This window comes from Cohaesibacter marisflavi, from assembly GCF_963665895.2.
In the GTDB taxonomy this organism is placed as follows: domain Bacteria; phylum Pseudomonadota; class Alphaproteobacteria; order Rhizobiales; family Cohaesibacteraceae; genus Cohaesibacter; species Cohaesibacter marisflavi.
Genome location: NZ_OY762534.1, coordinates 1,587,717 through 1,606,153, shown reverse-complemented (window position 1 = coordinate 1,606,153; position 18,437 = coordinate 1,587,717). Strand labels below are relative to the sequence as shown.

The window sequence follows — 18,437 nt, the reverse complement described above, 5'->3', positions numbered from 1 at the left end:
TTGAATTATCAGAGGAATTTTGGCTGGGGATCCTGGACTCGAACCAGGACCGACGGAGTCAGAGTCCGCTGTTCTACCATTAAACTAATCCCCAGTACAATCAATGGCTTGCGCCAAAGCTTTAAAGAAGCGGTAGAACGTTGTTTTCAAACGTTGTGCGGGGTTTCTATCCCCCTCGTGGGCGGGCGTCAAGAGGGGTTTTTGAAAAAGATGTGACAGTGGACTGTTTTTGCTTTTTTCCCACAGGAGCTTCTATCTTGCCTCCAGCAAATAGGGCCAACGGCAAAATCATCACCACCCGTAAAAAGCGCAGGGAATGCGCAATAAGAGCGATTTGTGAAATGCAATTCGTGGCTTGCCCTTTGGCTTCAGACTGCTAGACTAGAGGGGACAACATAATTGAATCACAAGCTGCGCGCCGTGACTTGTCCTCATGATTGCAGCGCAGCAGGAGACAGATATTGGCACAAGATGGTGGCGAGCCCCCAAACGGGGGTCGTGCATCTGCTGGCCTTAGACGTGTGCATAGAGGGAAGAGTGGATCTGAACGCAACAGATCCGCATCAGCCGGGGAAAAAAACACGGTACCTGTCGGTATAGCTGGTGACGGGCCTGAGACATCAGGCAAAGCCCGTTCATCGCATAATACTGAGCAACAGGAGCACTCTGCTCATAGACAGGCAGAGGGCTCCAATGGTCAGCAGCAAAAGCGAAAAAGGCGTCGCTCACGCTCCCGCAAGAAAAGAGACAATGCTTCGGGAGCAGTGGGGGCGCAGGAGCGCCAGAATACGCAGCCAGTGGCAAAACACTCTCATGGAACGGATGAAACCCGTTCCATGCAAGGGGAAACTGCGCCTGGAGTTTCATCTGATAAAGGGAATGCTTCAGGTAAGCAGACCGGTCGTTCGCAATCCGATGGGGATCAGGGCGAAAGCGGTCAGGTCCAATCGTCCGGTCAACCCAATCAGGGACGTAAATCCTCTCGGCGCAGAAAGCGTGGAGGCCGTGGGCATGATGCCGTAAGGGCTCCCAATATGGCGGCGCAGCGCAGCGAGGCACATTCCAGTGCGGTTCCTGTTCATGGCAACAAGGCGACAGGCCAGCCTTCTGGCGTCAACAAGGCCGATGGGGCAAAGAAAGACGGCAGTGGGTCAAAAGCTGCAAGTGCTGTGCCTCGCCCAGCGCCGAAATCCCAAACAAGACCGCAGCCGTCGACGCATGTTCGCGCGCACCTTGCCTCTGGTGGTGAGCCTTATGCCGCTTTGGATCTTGGAACCAACAACTGCCGTTTGCTCGTAGCCGAACCTTATGGCCAAAGCTTTCGCGTTGTGGACGCCTTCTCGCGCATCGTGCGCCTCGGGGAAGGTCTGTCCCAATCCGGCCGTCTGAGCGAAGATGCGCAGGACAGGGCCATCGCAGCCTTGAAGGTGTGTCAATCCAAACTCAACTACCGATCTGTCAAGCGCTTCCGTCTGATAGCGACAGAAGCTTGTCGGCGGGCGACGAACGGAGGAGCCTTCCTTAATCGTGTCCACCGTGAAACGGGGTTGCGGTTGGAGATTGTGGATCGGGAAACAGAGGCGCGTCTGGCTGTTTCCGGCTGCGCATCACTGGTCCATCCCGAAGCCGATGGCGTTGTGCTGTTTGATATCGGAGGAGGATCGTCTGAAATCGTCTGGTTGGATCTAGATCCGCTTTCAGAAGAGGGCACCGTGCATCCTGGCGAAAAGCGCAATCGACAGACGCGCCGCGCCATGCGGCATCTGTCTGAGCGCATACGCTGCTGGGCTTCGCTTCAGGTTGGCGTTGTCACCCTGTCGGAGAAACATGGCGGCAAGGTCGTTACCCGCGCCCATTTTGAAACCATGGTGGAAGAAGTGCGCGGCATGCTGGGTGATTTCGAAGAGCGTGATGCTCTTGCGAAGGCCATCGAGACCAAGCATATCCATATGCTCGGCACTTCGGGCACGGTAACTACGCTTGCCGGCGTGCATCTGGGGCTCGAGCGCTATGATCGCAGGCAGGTTGACGGCACTTGGCTGACAGCAACCGAATTGCGGGATATGATTGGGCGCGTACTTGATATGAATTTTCAGGAGCGGATGAATAACCCGTGCATTGGTGCCGATCGGGCCGATCTGGTGTTGGCAGGCTGCGCCATTCTTGAAGCCTTTCATAGGGAATGGCCCTGCTCGCAACTGCGTGTTGCAGACAGGGGCTTGCGCGAAGGTATTCTGATGGAAATGATGATTGATGATGGCGTCTGGAATCCGCAGTCCAATCAGGCTAGCAAGAAGACATCGGGCAAGAAAAAACGTTCACGCCGCCGGGGCGGCCGTGGCCATCGCGGCGGTCATGGGCGCGCCAAAGCTACGTGAATGCCTTTTTCTGACGACCATAAGCGCCTATATGGGTGCAAGACATAACAGGACGAAACGAATTGAAGCGGCCTCTGGACCCATCCAGATCTGCCGCCTTTTCGAAGAACGCAACAATCGGAGCCTTGACGATGGCTAAAAAATCCGGCGGTGGAGAAGGGCGTGACAGCCGCGGCCACCGCGTTGAGAAGGTAAGGGTTAAATCTGCTCGTGGTCGCAAGAGTTCGTCAACGCGCTGGTTGCAGCGTCAGTTGAACGACCCCTATGTGCAGCGCGCCAAGCTGGAAGGTTTCCGGTCGCGCTCAACTTTCAAATTGATCGAAATGGATGACCGCTTCCAGTTTCTGAAACCGGGCATGCGGGTGGTGGACCTTGGCTGTGCACCGGGTGGCTGGTGCGACATTGCTGCGCGTCGGGTGCAGTCCAACAGCGACAACCCGCTGGTGGTTGGTATCGACTATCTGGGTATGGATCCCTTGCCGGGTGTGACAGTGTTGCTCAAGGACTTTCTGGATGATGACGCTCCGCAGATGCTGATGGATGCGCTGGGTGGGCACAAGCCTGATATTGTCCTTTCTGATATGGCTGCACCAACGACCGGCCACCAGCAGACGGACCATCTACGCACCGTGCATCTGTTTGAAGTTGCCGCCCTATTTGCCAAGGAAAACCTTCGGCCAGGAGGCGTGTTCCTTTCCAAGGTGTTTAAGGGCGGCACCGAGCATGAAATGCTTGCAGAGCTGAAGAAGGACTATCAGTCCATCGCTCATATCAAGCCACCGGCAAGCCGCAAGGAAAGCCCTGAAATGTATGTGTTCGCCAAGGGCTTTCGTGGTCAATCCGCACAGGATGACGAGGACTAGGTCGCCCATGGATGTGGAGATCAAGCCGTTTGCAAAGGAGAAAGGTGATGCATTCCGTACCTTTCTCAAGCAATGCTGGCTTGATACCTACATCAGTGAAGTGGGACGTAGCGCGACAGACGGGCTGATCCGCAGCATGCTGGGGGATGGTGTTCACTCGCTTGTACCCGGACGGGATGAAAAGGCCTATCTTGCCTATACCGGAGCCCGGCTCGTTGGCTCCATCATCTGTGCCCATCGGCATCATTTCCTCTATGTCTGGGGGCTTTACGTGGCTAAAGACACGCAACGGCGTGGCTTGGGCTGCCACTTGCTGGATCATGCCATGACAGGCCTACATGCGGATACAATTGTCGAGGTCAGTGTTCTCAAGGCAAGCCAGAAGGCGAGAGACTTTTACGACAAGCTTGGTTTTCGTCAGGTGGGTGAAGAGCGCTATGATATGGGAGCGGGCAATCCCGTTCCGTCATTCATTCTACAAGCCCCAGTCGCGCATATCAGGAACCTTGTTGACCGCTAAGGGGCCTCTGGTTTGCAAGTATATGGCGAGGAAAATGAGATTTTTCACTTTTTGAGTGATCCGGTTTCAACGCGGTTGCGTAAGGAAAGCATAAGAAAAGTGAACCCAGACTTATAGCTCCGCTTCCCTGTGCTCTCTGTGTCCCCCACACTCCTGAGATCATGGAGGAAGGGGAGCGTATATTTTGAGATCTTTCGACACAGTCCTGCCAGATCAAATTCAGTATTGCGATAATTTCATGTATTTTTACGCATCAGTGGTGCATCTGGCCGGAGGCATTGCTAAAAATGGATACCCGGCGCACGAACCACACGGTGCATTGTGACTTTTTACACCGACGTGCGACCTTTGAAAATCTTGACCGAGATGAGGACCACACCATGAATAAGAATTGGCCCGATAATCACCCCTCTGTTGCGTTCGGCAAAGTCGGCGTCCTGCTTGTCAATCTCGGCACACCCGATGGCACTGATTACAAATCAATGCGTCGATATCTCAAGGAATTTCTCTCCGATCAGCGCGTGATTGAGGAACCAAGATGGAAATGGTGGCCTATTTTGAATGGCATCATTCTGCAGACACGACCGCAAAAGTCGGGCAAGGCTTATGCTTCCATCTGGAACAATGAGAAGAATGAGGGACCATTGCTGACCATCACGCGTAGCCAGAGTGAAAAGTTGGCCGAGCGTTTTGCAGCCTTGACTTTGGCCCGTCCGGTGGAAGTGGATTACGCTATGCGTTATGGCAACCCTTCGATCAAATCAAAGATCACGGCGCTGGCCGAGAAGGGGTGCGAGCGCCTGCTTGTTCTGCCGCTTTATCCGCAATATGCCGCAGCAACGACAGCCACGGTCAATGACGTGGTGTTTGATGTGCTCAAGGAAATGCGCTGGCAACCGGCCCTGCGCACTTTGCCGCCCTATCACGACAATCCCGCCTATATCGAAGCGTTGGCGACCTCGCTCAAGAACAGCCTGTCAAAGCTCGATTTCGAGCCGGAGGTTATTCTGGCTTCCTATCATGGCATTCCACAACGTTATTTTGACAATGGCGATCCATACCATTGTCATTGCATGAAGACTTCCCGCCTTGTGCGCGAAGCTTTGGGATGGTCCAAGGACTATATGCGCACCACGTTCCAGTCCCGCTTCGGACCGGAGGAGTGGTTGCAGCCTTACACGGACAAGACCGTCGAAAGCCTCGCCCAGTCCGGTGTCAAGCGCATTGCCATCTTCAATCCTGGCTTTTCTGCCGATTGTCTTGAAACACTCGAAGAGATCGATGGCGAAAACCGCGAGATCTTCATGGAGCATGGCGGCGAGCAATTTGCCCATCTGCCTTGTCTGAATGACAGCGAAGAAGGCATGGACATGTTGGCAAGTCTGACGATCAACGAACTTCAGGGCTGGGTTTGAGTTTGCAGGTGGCAAAAGGCGGATAAGTCGAACGGCTTTTATGATGCGTTTGTAGTTTCTGCCTTTCAGCTATATTTGGTCTCAGACTGACAAACAGCAATAATCCGGGCTTTTCCGAAGGTCAGTTCAGGGGGCGGAAAGGCTCACTTTCCGCCTGACCTATTGAATCTATCATCGCTGTGATAAGGGTTGGTACTGTTTATCCATAACAACCAAAGGTAGAGTTATGGAGCAGACAACAAACCTAGCCTTGCCCTATATCGTGGGCAATCAGAACCAGAAGCACATCACCCACAACGAAGCTCTGCGGATGCTGGATGCGCTCGTGCAGCTCTCTGTTGCAGATCGGGATCTTTCTGCACCGCCAGATGAGCCTAGCGATGGTGCGCGCTATATCGTGGCTGATGGCGCCAGCGATGCCTGGAATGGATGGGATGGCAGCATTGCAGCCTATCTCGATGGGGCATGGACCGAACTGCAACCGCTGGCTGGCTGGCTCGCCTGGCTTGAAGATGAGAGCAAACTACTCTGTTTTGACGGCACAGACTGGTCAGATTTCATTCTCTCTGGAGTCGGCAGCGCGCTGGCAAACGGATCATTCGACAAACTTGGTATCAATGCCACTGCTGATGCAACAAACAGGCTCGCGCTTTCAGCAGGCGCCAGCCTGTTCAACCATGCTGGAAATGGTCATCAGATCAAGGTCAACAAGGCGGCTGCCAGCGATACAAACAGTTTGCTGTTCCAGACCAACTGGTCCGGACGCGCAGAAATGGGCTGTGCGGGCGATGATGACTGGTCCGTCAAGGTCAGTGCCGACGGCAGCACCTGGACAACAGCATTGCAGGTAGATGCAAGCAGTGGGCTGCTGTCCGCCACCAATTGGGTTGGTAGCGTCTCGAACACAGGGCTGGGGGCGGTCCTTGAAAGCGGTAGCAACGCGAACGGAACCTATGTGCGCTTTGCTGATGGCCTGCAGATTTGCACGTCGCTGGTCACGTCAAGCGATAGCACCTTTATCATCTGGACCTATCCGGCGGAATTTTCAGGCGCTGCGGAAAATGTCATGATGACGGCGCGCGGTCTTACACCCTATCATGCCCAGCCCAACGGATCTGGGTCTGCCTCAACCATTGCCGTGAATTGTTGGGATCTTGACGGCAATCGCGTTGAAACCGACGTCACTGTTTTTGCGGTTGGTCGCTGGGTTTAAGGAGCTATCATGAAAATCAATCTTGTACCACAGAGACGCGATGATGCGCTCACCTTGTATTGCGCTGGAGACGTGCTGACGATCAACGGGCAGGCACTGGACCTGTCAGCCATTCCGGCGGGTGGAAATATGCTTCTTGAAGACGTGGATTGCGATTGGCTCGCTTCTGATATCACGCGGGATGAAGAAGGCGATCTGACGCTCTCAATCATCCTGCCTCATGGCTATATGGCCGATCCAACCACGCAAGCGGCAAAAGCGGTGCTCTATCCCGCTGCGATCAACGTGACAGAAGAGGGGCCGATCTCACTACCAAGTTATGAGGCGACCGCCTCCTAGCTTTGCTGTGTTCCCCGAACCGACAAAAGAAAAGGCCATCCCGGGCGGAACAATCCGGGGTGGCCTATATATTCTTGCAGCTGAGAGTTGGTGTCAAACGGCTTTGGTTGGCAAAGAGGTTTGAAGTCCGTGATCCACCATCACCTGCCATGCCTCTTCCGGGGTGTCGACTATGATGAAATGCGCGACATCCTTGGGAGAGATCGTACCATGTTCAATCAGGATGTCGAAATTGATGAGGTTTTCCCAGAACCCCTTGCCCAGCAGAATAATGGGCATGCCAGAGGCCTTGCCTGTCTGCTTGAGAGTCAGGATATCAAATAGCTCGTCGAGCGTGCCAAAGCCGCCGGGGAAGGCCACCAGAGCATTGGCCCGCATGGCAAAATGCATCTTTCGCAGGGCAAAATACTGGAACTGGAAGCTAAGACCCGGCGTGACATAGGGGTTGATATGCTGCTCGTGAGGCAACACGATGTTAAGGCCAATATTCTTGGCGCCAGCTTCATGAGCGCCGCGGTTGGCTGCTTCCATGATGCCGGGGCCGCCGCCGGTGCAGATCACGTTATGATGCGTGCCATTGGTCGGATTAAGCGCGCCACCGCGCTCGGAAACGATGCGGCCCAGTTCCTGCGCCTGCTGATAGTAGGGATGATCCTCTTTGAATCGGGCGCTGCCAAACACTACCACAGTTGACAAGATGCCATGATCCCGCATGCCAAGGTCGGCCTTGGTGAATTCGAGTTCGAGACGTGCCCCGCGCAATTCTTCGCGGCGAAGGAAGTTGACGTCTTCATAGGCGAGCAGGTCATTGGTATTGGTTTGGTCATGTTGAGGTGAATTTGATTGCATAGGTAACAGTCACTTCTCTGGTCGTTGCCAAATGGATGAAAACGGGCGGCGTCTTCTACTTTATAGATAGAACAAGTTGACGCGTTTTTAAGGGAATATGATATAATTATTTCAATGAGATGTTGCGTTCCGTCACCAACGTGAAAGGATGACAGGCGAGGGGAAAGAACAAACGACAAAGCAAACCTTTTTAAGTCCAAGATCAAAAGGTCGCTCATCAAACGACCGGGAGGAAGTGCGAAAATGGATGTAAGGCTCAAATTCTGTGGTGCTGCGGGTATTGTCACCGGCTCATGCTATCTTGTGCAGACGGCGGGACACAAGTTTCTGGTCGATTGCGGCATGTTTCAGGGCACAAAAACCGTCCGGTCTCTCAATTATGACGGCTTCCCCTTCGATCCGGCAGAAATCGACTTTGTGTTGCTAACCCACGCCCATATCGATCATTCCGGCTTGCTGCCCAAGCTCTATAAGCAAGGGTTCAATGGCCCCACCTACATGACCGAGCCGACCAAAGACCTGTTGGCCGCCATGCTGCCTGATAGTGGCCATATCCAGGAAATGGATGTGATGAACCTCAATCGGCGCAATGCGCGGCGTGGCAAGCCGCAGATCGAGCCCATCTATACGCAGGAGGATGCGCAGGCCTGTCAGGACTATTTCGAGCCCGTGCCCTTTGAGGAATGGATGACGATCGAAGGCATCCGGGCCAAATTCTGGAATGCGGGCCATATTCTGGGGTCTTCATCCATCGCATTGGAAATTCCGTCTGATGATCCTGATGAGAAAAACCTGCGTTTGCTCTTCTCTGGCGATCTGGGGCCTGATCACAAGCTGTTCTATCCCGATCCGGCCGCGTCGAGCGACTATGACTATGTGATTTCCGAGAGCACCTATGGCGGGCGCAATCGCCCGGATGTCACGCCGGACGAAAAGCGCCAGATCCTGCTGGAAGAGATTCAGCTCGGCCTCAAGGATAACGGGCTGTTGCTGATCCCGTCCTTCGCCGTTGAGCGCACGCAAGAGCTGCTTGCTGATATTCTCATTCTGCAACATACCGGGCAATTGCATGATGTGCCGGTGTTCCTCGATAGCCCACTGGCGATCAAGGCAACGGAGGTGTTCGTCAAGCATGCCGGTGATCTGGAAGATATCGAGAATTTCGTCGACAAGCTCGATACATCGCGCATTCATTTCACCCAGAGCGTGGAAGAGAGCAAGGGGCTGAACCGCATCAAGTCCGGCGCGATCATCATGGCCGGTAGCGGCATGTGTGATGCCGGGCGCATCCGCCACCATATCAAGAACCATATGTGGCGAACCAACACCACGCTGTTGCTGGTTGGCTTTCAGGCCGAAGGCTCCCTTGGACGCTTGCTGAGCAACGGGGCCAAAAAGGTCCGCATTCAGGGCGAGGAAATCCGCATCCGTGGCAAGGTCCGTCAGCTGGAAACATATTCCGGCCACGCTGATGGCGATGAACTGATCGAGTGGATCTTGGAGCGCCAGCCTATCCGCCACGGTTTGTTCCTGTGTCATGGCGAACAACAGGCATCAGAGGCTCTTAAAGCCGATTTGATCGCCAAAGGCCTGCCGGAGAAGATGATCACCGTGCCTGCCATTGATGATGAAGTGAACCTGAAGGTCGAAGGCGTGGCCGAATATGCGCCGAACATCAAGCATCGTGTCCAACAGTGTGACGTCTGTGGCTGGGACGCCCATAACGAGTTTGCCGAGCTTCAGATTGATCTTAAGGAAGCCTTCGACAAGCTTGCCGATGAAAAGGCCCGCAGGGCCTTGGCGCGCCGCATCAAGCGGGCACTGGAAGCTGCTGAATAGAGTGGTATGACAATTGATCCGGCTTTCAGCACTCGAAAGCCGGATTTTTCTATTGGTGGCCCGCTTAGAGCTTGCTTTCGACATAAGCCAGAAGCTGGGAAAAGTCCGTAAAGCTAAAGGCATGGGGGAGCTCATCCAGAGGTGTCTGGCGATAGCCATCAGCGTAAAGCGCGCAGTCAACACCGGCGGCTGCGGCCGTAGCGGCATCCACTTCGCTGTCACCGACAAACAGGCAGTCTTTCAGATCAAAGCCTTCATAGCTGACCCAGAGAGGTTCGGGGGACGGTTTGCGCTGAGGTAGCGTGTCGCCGCCAATGACCTTTGTAAAGAATGCCTCAAACCCGAGATCCTTTAAAATGATGCGGGTTGGCGCTTCGGGTTTGTTGGTGCAAAGCCCAAGCACCAGGCCCTTGGCCTTGAGGCTCTCAAGGCAAGAGGTGACTCCCGGAAAAGGCTGGGTATTTTTGGCTTCGAGCACCAGATCATAGGTGGAAAGATATTCGCCAATGATGGCCTCACGATTGCTTTCGTTAAAGGTAAGGTCGGCAGCTCTGCAGATTTTCTCCACCAGTACCGGAATGCCGTTGCCAACAAATGAGCGCACTTGTGTCAACTCCAGAGGCGCGCAGTCATGCGCTGCCAGCAGTCTGTTGGCTGTGTCATGCAGATCTGGCACACTATCGACCAGAGTGCCGTCCAAATCGAATACAATCGCTTTCATACTGGTTTATTCCTTATTTGCGGGTTGGCTCCCCGGCTCGTTTGGCAAGCCCTGTTATGGGATAAAGAGACTTTCCCCCTGTTGCAATGCCAAGGCGTAAATCATACGCGAATGAGCCCATCAAATGGTGCATAGGAGCCATTTTGCTCTTCCTTTTCTGGAGGATGGAGCGATTCCCGGCTGAAGGGCTGACTATCTGTGCAATTTGTTATCATAGTGACATCAAATCGGTTGCTTGTAGGTGCATCGGCATCAGCAAGGAAATTCCCATGCGTGACTTTACAATCATCGGGGCTCAGGTTTATCTGCCAGACCAGATCGTGGAGACCTCGCTCACTGTTGCAGATGGGGTCATCTCCGAGATTGGAGGCCCTGTAAAGGGAGAAGAGATCGACGGCACAGGACGTATTCTTGCTCCCGCATTGATTGATGTGCATGGCGATGCCTTTGAGCGACAATTGATGCCGCGCCCCAATGTCTTTTTCCCCATGGAAGCTGCCATCCTGGAAACCGACAGACAACTGGCTGCGAATGGCATCGCGACCGCCTATCACGCCCTTTCTATCAGTTGGGAGCCGGGGTTACGCAGTGTTGACCGTGCCCGGGAAATGATCGCGGCGCTCCATCTCTGGGCGAACAGGCTTACGGTTGAAAACCGGGTTCAATTGCGTTGGGAAACCTTCTGCCTTGAAGGCATGGATTTGCTCAAGGACGCTCTGGAAGGGCCTCTCACGCCGTCTCTGGCTTTCAATGACCATACGTCTATGGCGATGCTCCACCCCGATGTTCCCCAACAGCACCGCCCATTTGAGCATTCCTTGCAGTTCCGCGTTGCGGATGCATCAAGTCCGCTATTTCTTGCCAAAATGGCTACCCGCGCCGAGCGGTCGGGGCTTTCTGCTGAAGATTATGTGGATTTGATCAAGGATCGTTGGCAGATGCGCCCGCGTGTGAAGGAGGCCATCGCGGAAGTCGGGCAATTGGGGCGCGAGAAAAATGTTCCGATGCTCAGCCACGATGATACGCAGGATGAAACACGAGACTTCTATCGCCGTCACGGCGCCACGATTTCCGAATTCCCGATGACCGTAGCCGTTGCCGCTGTCGCTCAGGAACGCAGCGATATGGTCATTTTCGGTGCGCCAAATGTTGTGCGCGGTGGCAGCCATCTGGGGGATTCCCCCAATGCCGCAGATATGGTGAAAGCCGGTTTATGCGATATTCTGGCTTCTGACTATTATTATCCGGCGATGCTCGCGGCTATCGCGCGCATGGATGCGGATAATCTCGCTGATCGCCAGACTCTTTGGAAGCTGGTTTCAACCAACCCTGCCAAGGCCATGAAACTGGACGACCGGGGTGAAATCAAGGTCGGCAAGCGCGCTGATCTTGTGCTGGTGGGGTGGCCAAAAGGCCATATGCCGGCCATTCGTCACACCTGGGTTGCCGGTCGCACGGCTTATTGCGCCCTGCCTAGAGGCTAAAGCAAAGAGGCGAGAGGGAGGAGACCTCTTCGGCTCTTTGGACCACATTCAGGGCCCGAGAGGGAAGGGCAGCCTGATGTACAGCGCTTCAGCGCGAGCGACCGACCTCTTGGTTTCCTTTTGGTAAATTCGGCGGGATGACAATTCGGGTGTGGTGTTATTGATCGCGCCGTTCAACGAGATCGGGGTCCGCAGTAATAGGGCGGTAGATTTCCACCCGGTCGCCATCCTCGAGCACTTTTCCGAGCTTGGCTATGCGTCCGAAAATACCAACTTTCTGTGTTTCTAGGTCAATATCGGGAAACTGGTCCAGAAGCCCGGACCTGTGAATGGCTTCCTCTATGGTGCAGCCGTCGGGCATCTCCATCTTCAGCCAGACCTTATGGGTCGGAGTGACATAGGCAACGCCGATATTCATGATGCAGTCTCCTATATCGTGATCTGTTTGCCCACGGGCTCGATCGGGTCGTCATCCATTTGTCGTGCTTTTTCAAACTGATTATCGATCATCCGCTTGCCGACAATAATGAGGCTGAGCATGATGAACCCCCCCGGTGGTAGAATGAGAATGAGAAATCCGGAATAGTCTGGGATGACAGTCATCTCCAAAAAGCTGAAACTTGGCCCCAGTAACAGGGATGCTCCAGCAAAGAGGGTGCCTGAGCCTAGAATTTCGCGCACGGCACCAAGTAGGATGAGTGCAAAGGTGAAGCCGACTCCCATCATCAATCCATCGAGCACTGACGGTAAGACGCGAGCCTTGGAGGCAAAGCTTTCCGCCCGCCCCAGAATGGCGCAGTTGGTCACGATCAGCGGAATGAACAGGCCGAGAATCTTGTAGAGATTATGTAGATAGGCATTCATGAACAGATCAACGATGGTCACTAGACCGGCGATGATGAGCACATAGGCGGGAATGCGGATCTCGGGCTCGATGAAATTGCGCAGCAGCGAAATCAAGAAGCCTGAGGCTACGAGGACCGCCGTTGTGGCCAGACCAAGGCCCAGTCCGTTGGTAGCTGTTCCGGTGACCGCCAGTAGCGGACACAGCGCCAGCGTTTGCGAAAAGAGGATCGTGTTGGTCCAGAGGCCCTCAAGGGTAATCTCGCGATAGCTTTTTGTCATGATCCGCTTCCTTCTTCGCAAATGCCTTTCGGGCAGTGGACGATTTGCTCTTGATGAGCCTTGAAAAATTGCAGACCATTGCGCACTGACAACACCACTGCGCGCGGGGTGATTGTGGCGCCGGAAAGCTGGTCAAAGTAGCCGCCGTCTTTCTTTACCTTCCACTTTTCAGGTGCAGGATCACCAAGCGAACGGCCAGTAAATTGCTTGATCCAGTCTCCGCGAGAGGACTCTATCCGATCTCCCAGCCCCGGTGTTTCCGTATGCATCAAAACCTCAGCGCCGAGCAGAGAGCCTTCCTTGTCCACGCCGATCAGCGATAGGATCGGACCTCCATAGCCTACTGCACTCACCTGATAGGCGACCGCTGCAAAAGCACCGTTTCTATAGGCCGGATAGAGCATGGTCTCGGTGCCGTCAGCGGCTTTGAGGGCGTAGGCATCCTTGACCAGATCATTGTCATGCAAGGCCGCCGGAATGACCTTGGCGAGTGATGATTGCAGGTCTTCCTTTTGTCTAAGGGCGATTGGCTCCAGTGTTGCCAAATGGCTGGACGCGAGAATAAGCGCGCAGATCAGGCAGAACCCACCTAACAGCACTGACAAATAGATCGGGTTATCGCGATGGCGCTCATAGAAAGCTGCAAGTCTTTCACGGCTCTTTTGCCAGGCCGAAGGAGAGGAGTCCGGCGTCTGCAAATTGTTTGCATCGATGTCCGCGTCGCTCATCTTGCCTCTCCCTTCTTGGCTTCTTTCAGCTTGATCGGGTCGCCTTTTCGGGTGCGGCCATAGATGCGCGGCTTGATATAGGTATCAAGCAGAGGCACGGTTGAATTCATCAAAAGGATCGCGAAGGCAACGCCTTCAGGATATGCAGCCCAGGTGCGAATGATGAAGGTCAGGGTACCGACCCCAGCCCCGAAAATGATCTTGCCCAGGGGCGAGCCGGGGGCGGTGACATAATCCGTGGCGATGAAGAAGACCGCAAAGGCAAAGGTGCCCGAAACCAGATGCACGAGCGGGCTTGGGAAATGGCTTGGATCGAGCAGATGGGCAAGGCCGGAAAGGGCGCACATGGCTCCGATCATGGCCACCGGTATGTGCCAGCTGATGACGCGGGTAGCGAGCAGAAAAAGGCCGCCGATGAGGGCCAGAATTGCAGAAGTCTCTCCCATTGAGCCGGGTGCAAAGCCGATCACCATATTTCTGAGGTCAAAGGACTGGGCAAGGATCTGCTGAAGCACTTCGCCGCGGCCCAGTTCGGTCTTGATCGTGCCCAAAAGGGACGCGCTGGTAATCGCATCAATCTCAGGATGCCCGCCGAAGGTAATGGCCAAACCGCCAAGAAAGTCCGGGGCAGATTCTGCAAAAATCGGCTGTGGGCCTAGAAACTGGGTCATCTGGATGGGGCAAGAGATCAACAGAACCGTGCGCGCCACCATGGCTGGATTGAAGACATTCTGTCCGAGACCTCCAAAGGCCTGCTTGGCCAGCGTGATCGCGATGATCGAGCCGACAGCCCCGATCCACCATGGCGCCCATGGCGGCAGGGTCATGGCGAGAAGCCAGCCCGTGAGGATGCCCGAGCCGTCCATGATATGCAGCATGACCGGTTTCTTCGCCACTTTCAGGCAGAGGGCTTCGGCGAGAATAGCCGTAAGGACTGTCACTAGAAACAGATAGATGGATGGCCAGCCAAACTGGATAAAGCCGAAGGCGGTGGAGGGCACCAGCGCCAGTAGGACGAGCCCCATGGTGCGCGATACGCTCGCTCCAGAATGGGAATAGGGACCAGCCAGAATTTGGACGTCACTCATGCTTCCGCTCTTACTTTCTCACTTTTGGGTGCTGAAGAGGCCTCCTCCGGCGTGGCTGTCTTGGCTTTGGCAGCTTCCTCTTGTTCTTTCTGCCGTTTCTTGGCAGCTCGTTCGGCCTTCATGCGTGCCATGGCGGCCTGTTTTTCTTTCTTGATCTTTTCCATGCGTTCATCATGGAATTGAACCAAACGCTTTGTTTCTTCCTGCTTGTGGGCGGCGCGCTGCTTGGCGGTGAGGCTGCCCTTGGCATAGTTGAAATATTGCACCAGCGGGATGTTAGCTGGGCAGACAAAGGAGCATGAGCCACAGGCGATGCAGTCTCGAAGGCCAATATCAACGGCGCTTTCCAGCTCGTCAGCCTTGATGCGGGCTGCCATCTCATAAGGCATCAACCCGCACGGGCAGGCAGCTACGCAAGAGGTGCAGCGAATGCAGGGCATGATCGGTTTCTGCGAGGTTTCCTTGCGCCCCAGCGCCAGAATGCCGTTTGAGCCCTTGATGATCGGGGCGCGCGTGCTGGAAACCGGATCGCCCATCATCGAGCCACCAAGCAGCAGCTTTTCAGGCTCATCAATAAAGCCGCCGCAATGCTCGATGATATGAGAGATGGGCGTGCCGATAGGCACTTCGAAGTTGCCCTTGCGGGTGATCATTTCGCCGCTCACCGTCACGATGCGCGATATCAGCGGGCGACCAAAGCGCACGGCTTGCTGAATGGCATAAGTGGTGGCCACATTATGAACGATGACACCGACTTCGGCTGTAAGCGCCCGGGCAGGGACTTCCAGCCCGGTTAGAATTTGTACCAGATGCTTGGCAAAGCCGGTCGGGTAGCGCGTGGGTACCTCGATGACCTTGATGTCATAGCGATCCTGTTTGGCGACTTGCTTTTTGAGTGCCTTGATGGCTTCCGGTTTGTTTTTTTCAACGCCGATCAGGGCCTTTTTGACGCCAATCGTGTGGCAGATGATGGCAACGCCGTCGATAATTTCCTCTGCGCGCTCGCGCATCAGTCGGTCATCGCAGGTGATGTAGGGCTCACATTCGGCCGCATTGATGATCAGTGTGTGCAGTTCGGTCCGGTTGCGCAAATTCAGCTTCACGGCAGCGGGGAAGGCGGCGCCTCCCAAGCCGACAACCCCGGCTTCAGCAATGCGGTTGGCAAGGGTATCGGGATCTGTTTCAAAGGGATCAAGCGGCGGAGGAAGTGTATCCCATTCGTCCTCACCGTCTGGCCTTAGTGTGATGGTGGGTTCTGGCAAGCCGGAGGCATGTGGCGCCACAAACCGTCCGATCGCAATGATCCGGCCGGAGGTCGGGGCATGGATGGTTGCCGACACAGCGCCGCGCGAGAGCGCCATCACCTGTCCCTTCTTGACCGTATCACCTTTTGCGACAATTGGGTTTGCCGGCGCACCGGTATGCTGCTTGAGCGGAATGCGCATAAGGGTGGGCAAGGGCATCTGCTCGATCTTTTCATTCTCGGCCAGTTCCTTGCGTCCGTCGGGGTGAATGCCCCCTTTGATCTTGAATAGTCTCATTGGGTCAATCCATTAACTCGCCAGAGCAAGCTCTGGTTTGGGCCAGTGCCAGGTTTGAACGGTGGTGCTTTCCTTGCGCATTGCAATCGCCCCGGTGGGGCAGACATCTGCACATTTCTCGCAGCCAGTGCAGGCATCATCGACGACGCCGTGAATCTGCTTGGAGGCTCCCACGATGGCATCGGTCGGGCAGCGCTTGGAGCATTTGGTGCATCCGATGCAGAGATCTTCAAAGACAAAAGCGATCATTGGGCCGGTGTCTTTCATACTGGAAAGATCAGCCTCAACGCCCAGTTTATCTGCTAAAGCCGTGGCCAGATCCCTGCCGCCGGGTGGGCAAAGGGTTACTTCGGCTTTGTGGTCGGCCAGTGCGTTGGCGGCGTCAGCACAACCAAGAAATCCGCATTGGCCGCAATTGGATCCTGGCAGCATATCTTCGATCTCTCCGGCGATCGGATTGCCTTCCACGCGTAAATAATACGCAGCCAATCCCAGACCGCCGCCAATAAGCAAACCCAAAGCCAAAAGAGCGCCTATCGCTGCCAACATCGTCAAATCCTCTTAAGTGCTACATTCTGTGCGCATGAATGATCGGTTGCTAGTGAGATACCAGTCCCGCAAAGCCCATGAAGGACAAGGAAAGAAAGCCTGCAGTTAGAAAGGCAATCGGGGTGCCCTTGAATAGGGTCGGAACATCGGCCAGCTTGATGCGTTCCCGCAGTCCGGAAAACAGGATGAGAACCAGAGAAAAACCGAGAGCCGATCCCAACCCAAACAGAACGCTCTCAAAGAAGGTATGGTCTTCCTGAATATTGAGTAGCGCCACGCCAAGCACCGCGCAGTTGGTGGTAATCAACGGCAAGAAGATACCAAGCCGTTGATGCAAGACCGGTGAGAATTTGTGAATGGCCATTTCCGTAAATTGCACAATGGCTGCGATTAGCAAAATCAGGGTCAATATGCGTAGATATTGAAGCCCCAGAGGCTCAAGGATCAGCGTTTCGACAACCCACGCAGCCGTTGCGGCCAGCGTCAGCACAAACGTGGTGGCAAAGCCCATGCCGAGTGCCGCGGACAATTTGTTTGACACGCCCATGAAGGGGCACAGGCCCAGAAACTTGACCAGCACTACATTGTTGACCAGCGCCGTTTCCAGAAGGATCAGCAGTGTATGTTCCATGCGGTCAATCCATTCGCCTTGGTTGAAAAAGGGTTTGACGGAGAGATTGCATCAACTATGCCAAACCGGCAGGTTGGCCCGTCCAATGGTGCAAAACGGGCTGATTTCTGCCGGTGCCAGCTGCGGGGGGCAGCCCGGTCAATTCTGATGCATTTGCTACAAAATTGCGCGAGTGACGCGCTGTATTGTCGCAAAGACGACAACCAAGCCGCGCAAAACGGCTCTAACCCGCCAAATTACATTCGGCACGCTTGTTGCATCATTCTTTTGTATGGATTTGATACGGAAGCGACAGGCCGCCATGACAGAACAACTCGCAAATCGTGCTCACGCACCTTTCTACACCGTTGAATGCGCCGCGCGCTGCCAGCTGGTGGAGTTCCAGAAACAGGAATATGAGAAAGCTCGTTTGAATGCGGTGCGGGCCAGAATGGCTGAAACAGAGATGGAGTATCGCACCCGCGAGGTGATCGACGGGGCACTCTATTTGCTGCAAAAGCCGCTTAATGTCATGACGGCCCTTTCCAACAATCTGCAACGCACGGGGTGTAGCACAAAAGCGCCTGGCTGCATGCCTATGGGCTGCGCTCTGGATGAGGCTCTTGATTCCGGTCAAGAAGCTGCGCGGACCTTAAGGCTTTCACTACCCAACGATAAAAATGTCCCGCATACGCCAGTCAATATGAACGAAGCGATAAGGGATTGCCTCATTATTTCAGCCGACCGGATCGATGCCAGCGGCATTGAGGTCGACTGGCGAGCCAGTCCGGAACTGCCGATGATCTATAGTGATGAAGTCATCATTCGCGTTCTGCTCCGGATGTTGCTCGACAATGCCATCAACGCCATAGGGGAGAATGGCGCGACCGCCCGCTCGGTTAGCGTCATATCGCGCGTTGGTGCCGATAGAATGGTTGAAGTCAGTATTCAGGATTCCGGCCCCGGTATCGACCGGGCCGCCAGAACAAAGGTCTTCGAGCCATTTTATACCGCTTGGCAGTCAGGCCCTCACCATGCCGGTTTGGGCTTGGCTATTGCCAGACAGATCGTGGCAGACCTGCATGGTGACATCGAGATCCGGGAGAGCAACGTGCGCGGCTCCACCCTCTGTGTCAGCCTGCCTGCCTGTTAGTCCTCCCTAGAAGATTGCGAGC

Annotated in this window: 18 protein-coding genes and 1 tRNA gene; 9 read left to right on the top strand and 10 right to left on the bottom strand. The window is 54.8% G+C overall.

Going from position 1 to position 18,437, the window contains the following annotated elements; all coding sequences use genetic code 11:
- Window positions 1–20 precede the first annotated feature (20 nt).
- Window positions 21–94 (bottom strand) — tRNA-Gln (locus ACKPCT_RS08435).
- A gap of 742 nt (window positions 95–836) precedes the next feature.
- Here ACKPCT_RS08435 and ACKPCT_RS08430 point away from each other — a divergent pair.
- From ACKPCT_RS08430 to ACKPCT_RS08405, 6 genes are all read left to right on the top strand, one after another.
- Window positions 837–2,378 (top strand): Ppx/GppA phosphatase family protein, encoded by a 1,542-nt coding sequence (locus ACKPCT_RS08430; protein WP_090068434.1) that lies wholly within the window; start codon window positions 837–839, stop codon window positions 2,376–2,378.
- Between the two features lie 131 nt (window positions 2,379–2,509).
- Window positions 2,510–3,241 carry an RlmE family RNA methyltransferase gene (locus ACKPCT_RS08425; protein ID WP_090068954.1) on the top strand — a complete coding sequence of 244 codons (732 nt, stop codon included), beginning with the start codon at window positions 2,510–2,512 and terminating at the stop codon, window positions 3,239–3,241.
- Between the two features lie 7 nt (window positions 3,242–3,248).
- Window positions 3,249–3,761 (top strand): GNAT family N-acetyltransferase, encoded by a 513-nt coding sequence (locus ACKPCT_RS08420; RefSeq protein ID WP_319568948.1) that lies wholly within the window; start codon window positions 3,249–3,251, stop codon window positions 3,759–3,761.
- Between the two features lie 380 nt (window positions 3,762–4,141).
- On the top strand, window positions 4,142–5,176 hold the full coding sequence (hemH, locus tag ACKPCT_RS08415; RefSeq protein WP_090068438.1) for a ferrochelatase: 1,035 nt from the start codon (window positions 4,142–4,144) through the stop codon (window positions 5,174–5,176).
- 226 nt (window positions 5,177–5,402) lie between these two features.
- On the top strand, window positions 5,403–6,389 hold the full coding sequence (locus ACKPCT_RS08410; protein WP_319568947.1) for a DUF2793 domain-containing protein: 987 nt from the start codon (window positions 5,403–5,405) through the stop codon (window positions 6,387–6,389).
- Between the two features lie 9 nt (window positions 6,390–6,398).
- Window positions 6,399–6,728, top strand: coding sequence for a hypothetical protein (locus ACKPCT_RS08405; protein WP_319568946.1), 330 nt, complete (start codon window positions 6,399–6,401; stop codon window positions 6,726–6,728).
- 93 nt (window positions 6,729–6,821) lie between these two features.
- On the opposite strand, the gene ACKPCT_RS08400 is transcribed toward ACKPCT_RS08405, so the two are convergent.
- Window positions 6,822–7,577: an LOG family protein gene (locus ACKPCT_RS08400; RefSeq protein ID WP_090068445.1), complete on the bottom strand. Its 756-nt coding sequence runs from the start codon at window positions 7,575–7,577 to the stop codon at window positions 6,822–6,824.
- 243 nt (window positions 7,578–7,820) lie between these two features.
- On the opposite strand from ACKPCT_RS08400, the gene ACKPCT_RS08395 reads away from it, so the two are divergent.
- Window positions 7,821–9,416 carry an MBL fold metallo-hydrolase gene (locus tag ACKPCT_RS08395; protein ID WP_319568945.1) on the top strand — a complete coding sequence of 532 codons (1,596 nt, stop codon included), beginning with the start codon at window positions 7,821–7,823 and terminating at the stop codon, window positions 9,414–9,416.
- Between the two features lie 64 nt (window positions 9,417–9,480).
- Here ACKPCT_RS08395 and gph read toward each other — a convergent pair whose 3' ends face one another.
- Window positions 9,481–10,137 (bottom strand): phosphoglycolate phosphatase, encoded by a 657-nt coding sequence (gene gph, locus ACKPCT_RS08390; RefSeq protein WP_319568944.1) that lies wholly within the window; start codon window positions 10,135–10,137, stop codon window positions 9,481–9,483.
- 269 nt (window positions 10,138–10,406) lie between these two features.
- On the opposite strand from gph, the gene ACKPCT_RS08385 reads away from it, so the two are divergent.
- Complete coding sequence (locus tag ACKPCT_RS08385; RefSeq protein WP_319568943.1) at window positions 10,407–11,621, top strand: alpha-D-ribose 1-methylphosphonate 5-triphosphate diphosphatase; 1,215 nt, start codon at window positions 10,407–10,409, stop codon at window positions 11,619–11,621.
- Between the two features lie 157 nt (window positions 11,622–11,778).
- Here the strand turns inward: ACKPCT_RS08385 and ACKPCT_RS08380 are convergent, their stop codons facing one another.
- From ACKPCT_RS08380 to rsxA, 7 genes are read right to left on the bottom strand one after another with little or no spacing between them, the layout of a single operon-like run.
- Window positions 11,779–12,039, bottom strand: a complete 261-nt coding sequence (locus ACKPCT_RS08380) for an RnfH family protein (protein WP_090068451.1) — start codon at window positions 12,037–12,039, stop codon at window positions 11,779–11,781.
- Between the two features lie 11 nt (window positions 12,040–12,050).
- Window positions 12,051–12,746 (bottom strand): electron transport complex subunit E, encoded by a 696-nt coding sequence (locus ACKPCT_RS08375; RefSeq protein ID WP_090068453.1) that lies wholly within the window; start codon window positions 12,744–12,746, stop codon window positions 12,051–12,053.
- Complete coding sequence (locus ACKPCT_RS08370) at window positions 12,743–13,474, bottom strand: RnfABCDGE type electron transport complex subunit G (RefSeq protein WP_319568942.1); 732 nt, start codon at window positions 13,472–13,474, stop codon at window positions 12,743–12,745. Before ACKPCT_RS08370 ends, ACKPCT_RS08375 begins: the two co-directional genes overlap by 4 nt.
- A complete protein-coding gene (locus tag ACKPCT_RS08365; RefSeq protein WP_319568941.1) occupies window positions 13,471–14,562 on the bottom strand; it encodes an RnfABCDGE type electron transport complex subunit D in 1,092 nt (363 codons plus the stop codon). The genes ACKPCT_RS08370 and ACKPCT_RS08365 overlap by 4 nt, the downstream gene beginning before the upstream one ends.
- Complete coding sequence (gene rsxC, locus ACKPCT_RS08360) at window positions 14,559–16,103, bottom strand: electron transport complex subunit RsxC (protein WP_319568940.1); 1,545 nt, start codon at window positions 16,101–16,103, stop codon at window positions 14,559–14,561. Before rsxC ends, ACKPCT_RS08365 begins: the two co-directional genes overlap by 4 nt.
- Window positions 16,104–16,115: 12 nt before the next feature.
- Window positions 16,116–16,652: an RnfABCDGE type electron transport complex subunit B gene (locus ACKPCT_RS08355; protein WP_319568939.1), complete on the bottom strand. Its 537-nt coding sequence runs from the start codon at window positions 16,650–16,652 to the stop codon at window positions 16,116–16,118.
- 49 nt (window positions 16,653–16,701) lie between these two features.
- Window positions 16,702–17,283 (bottom strand): electron transport complex subunit RsxA, encoded by a 582-nt coding sequence (gene rsxA, locus ACKPCT_RS08350; protein ID WP_090068463.1) that lies wholly within the window; start codon window positions 17,281–17,283, stop codon window positions 16,702–16,704.
- Window positions 17,284–17,584: 301 nt separating this feature from the next.
- On the opposite strand from rsxA, the gene ACKPCT_RS08345 reads away from it, so the two are divergent.
- Entirely contained in the window at window positions 17,585–18,415 is an 831-nt protein-coding gene (locus ACKPCT_RS08345) for an ATP-binding protein (RefSeq protein ID WP_175527884.1), read from the top strand.
- Window positions 18,416–18,437: the final 22 nt, after the last annotated feature.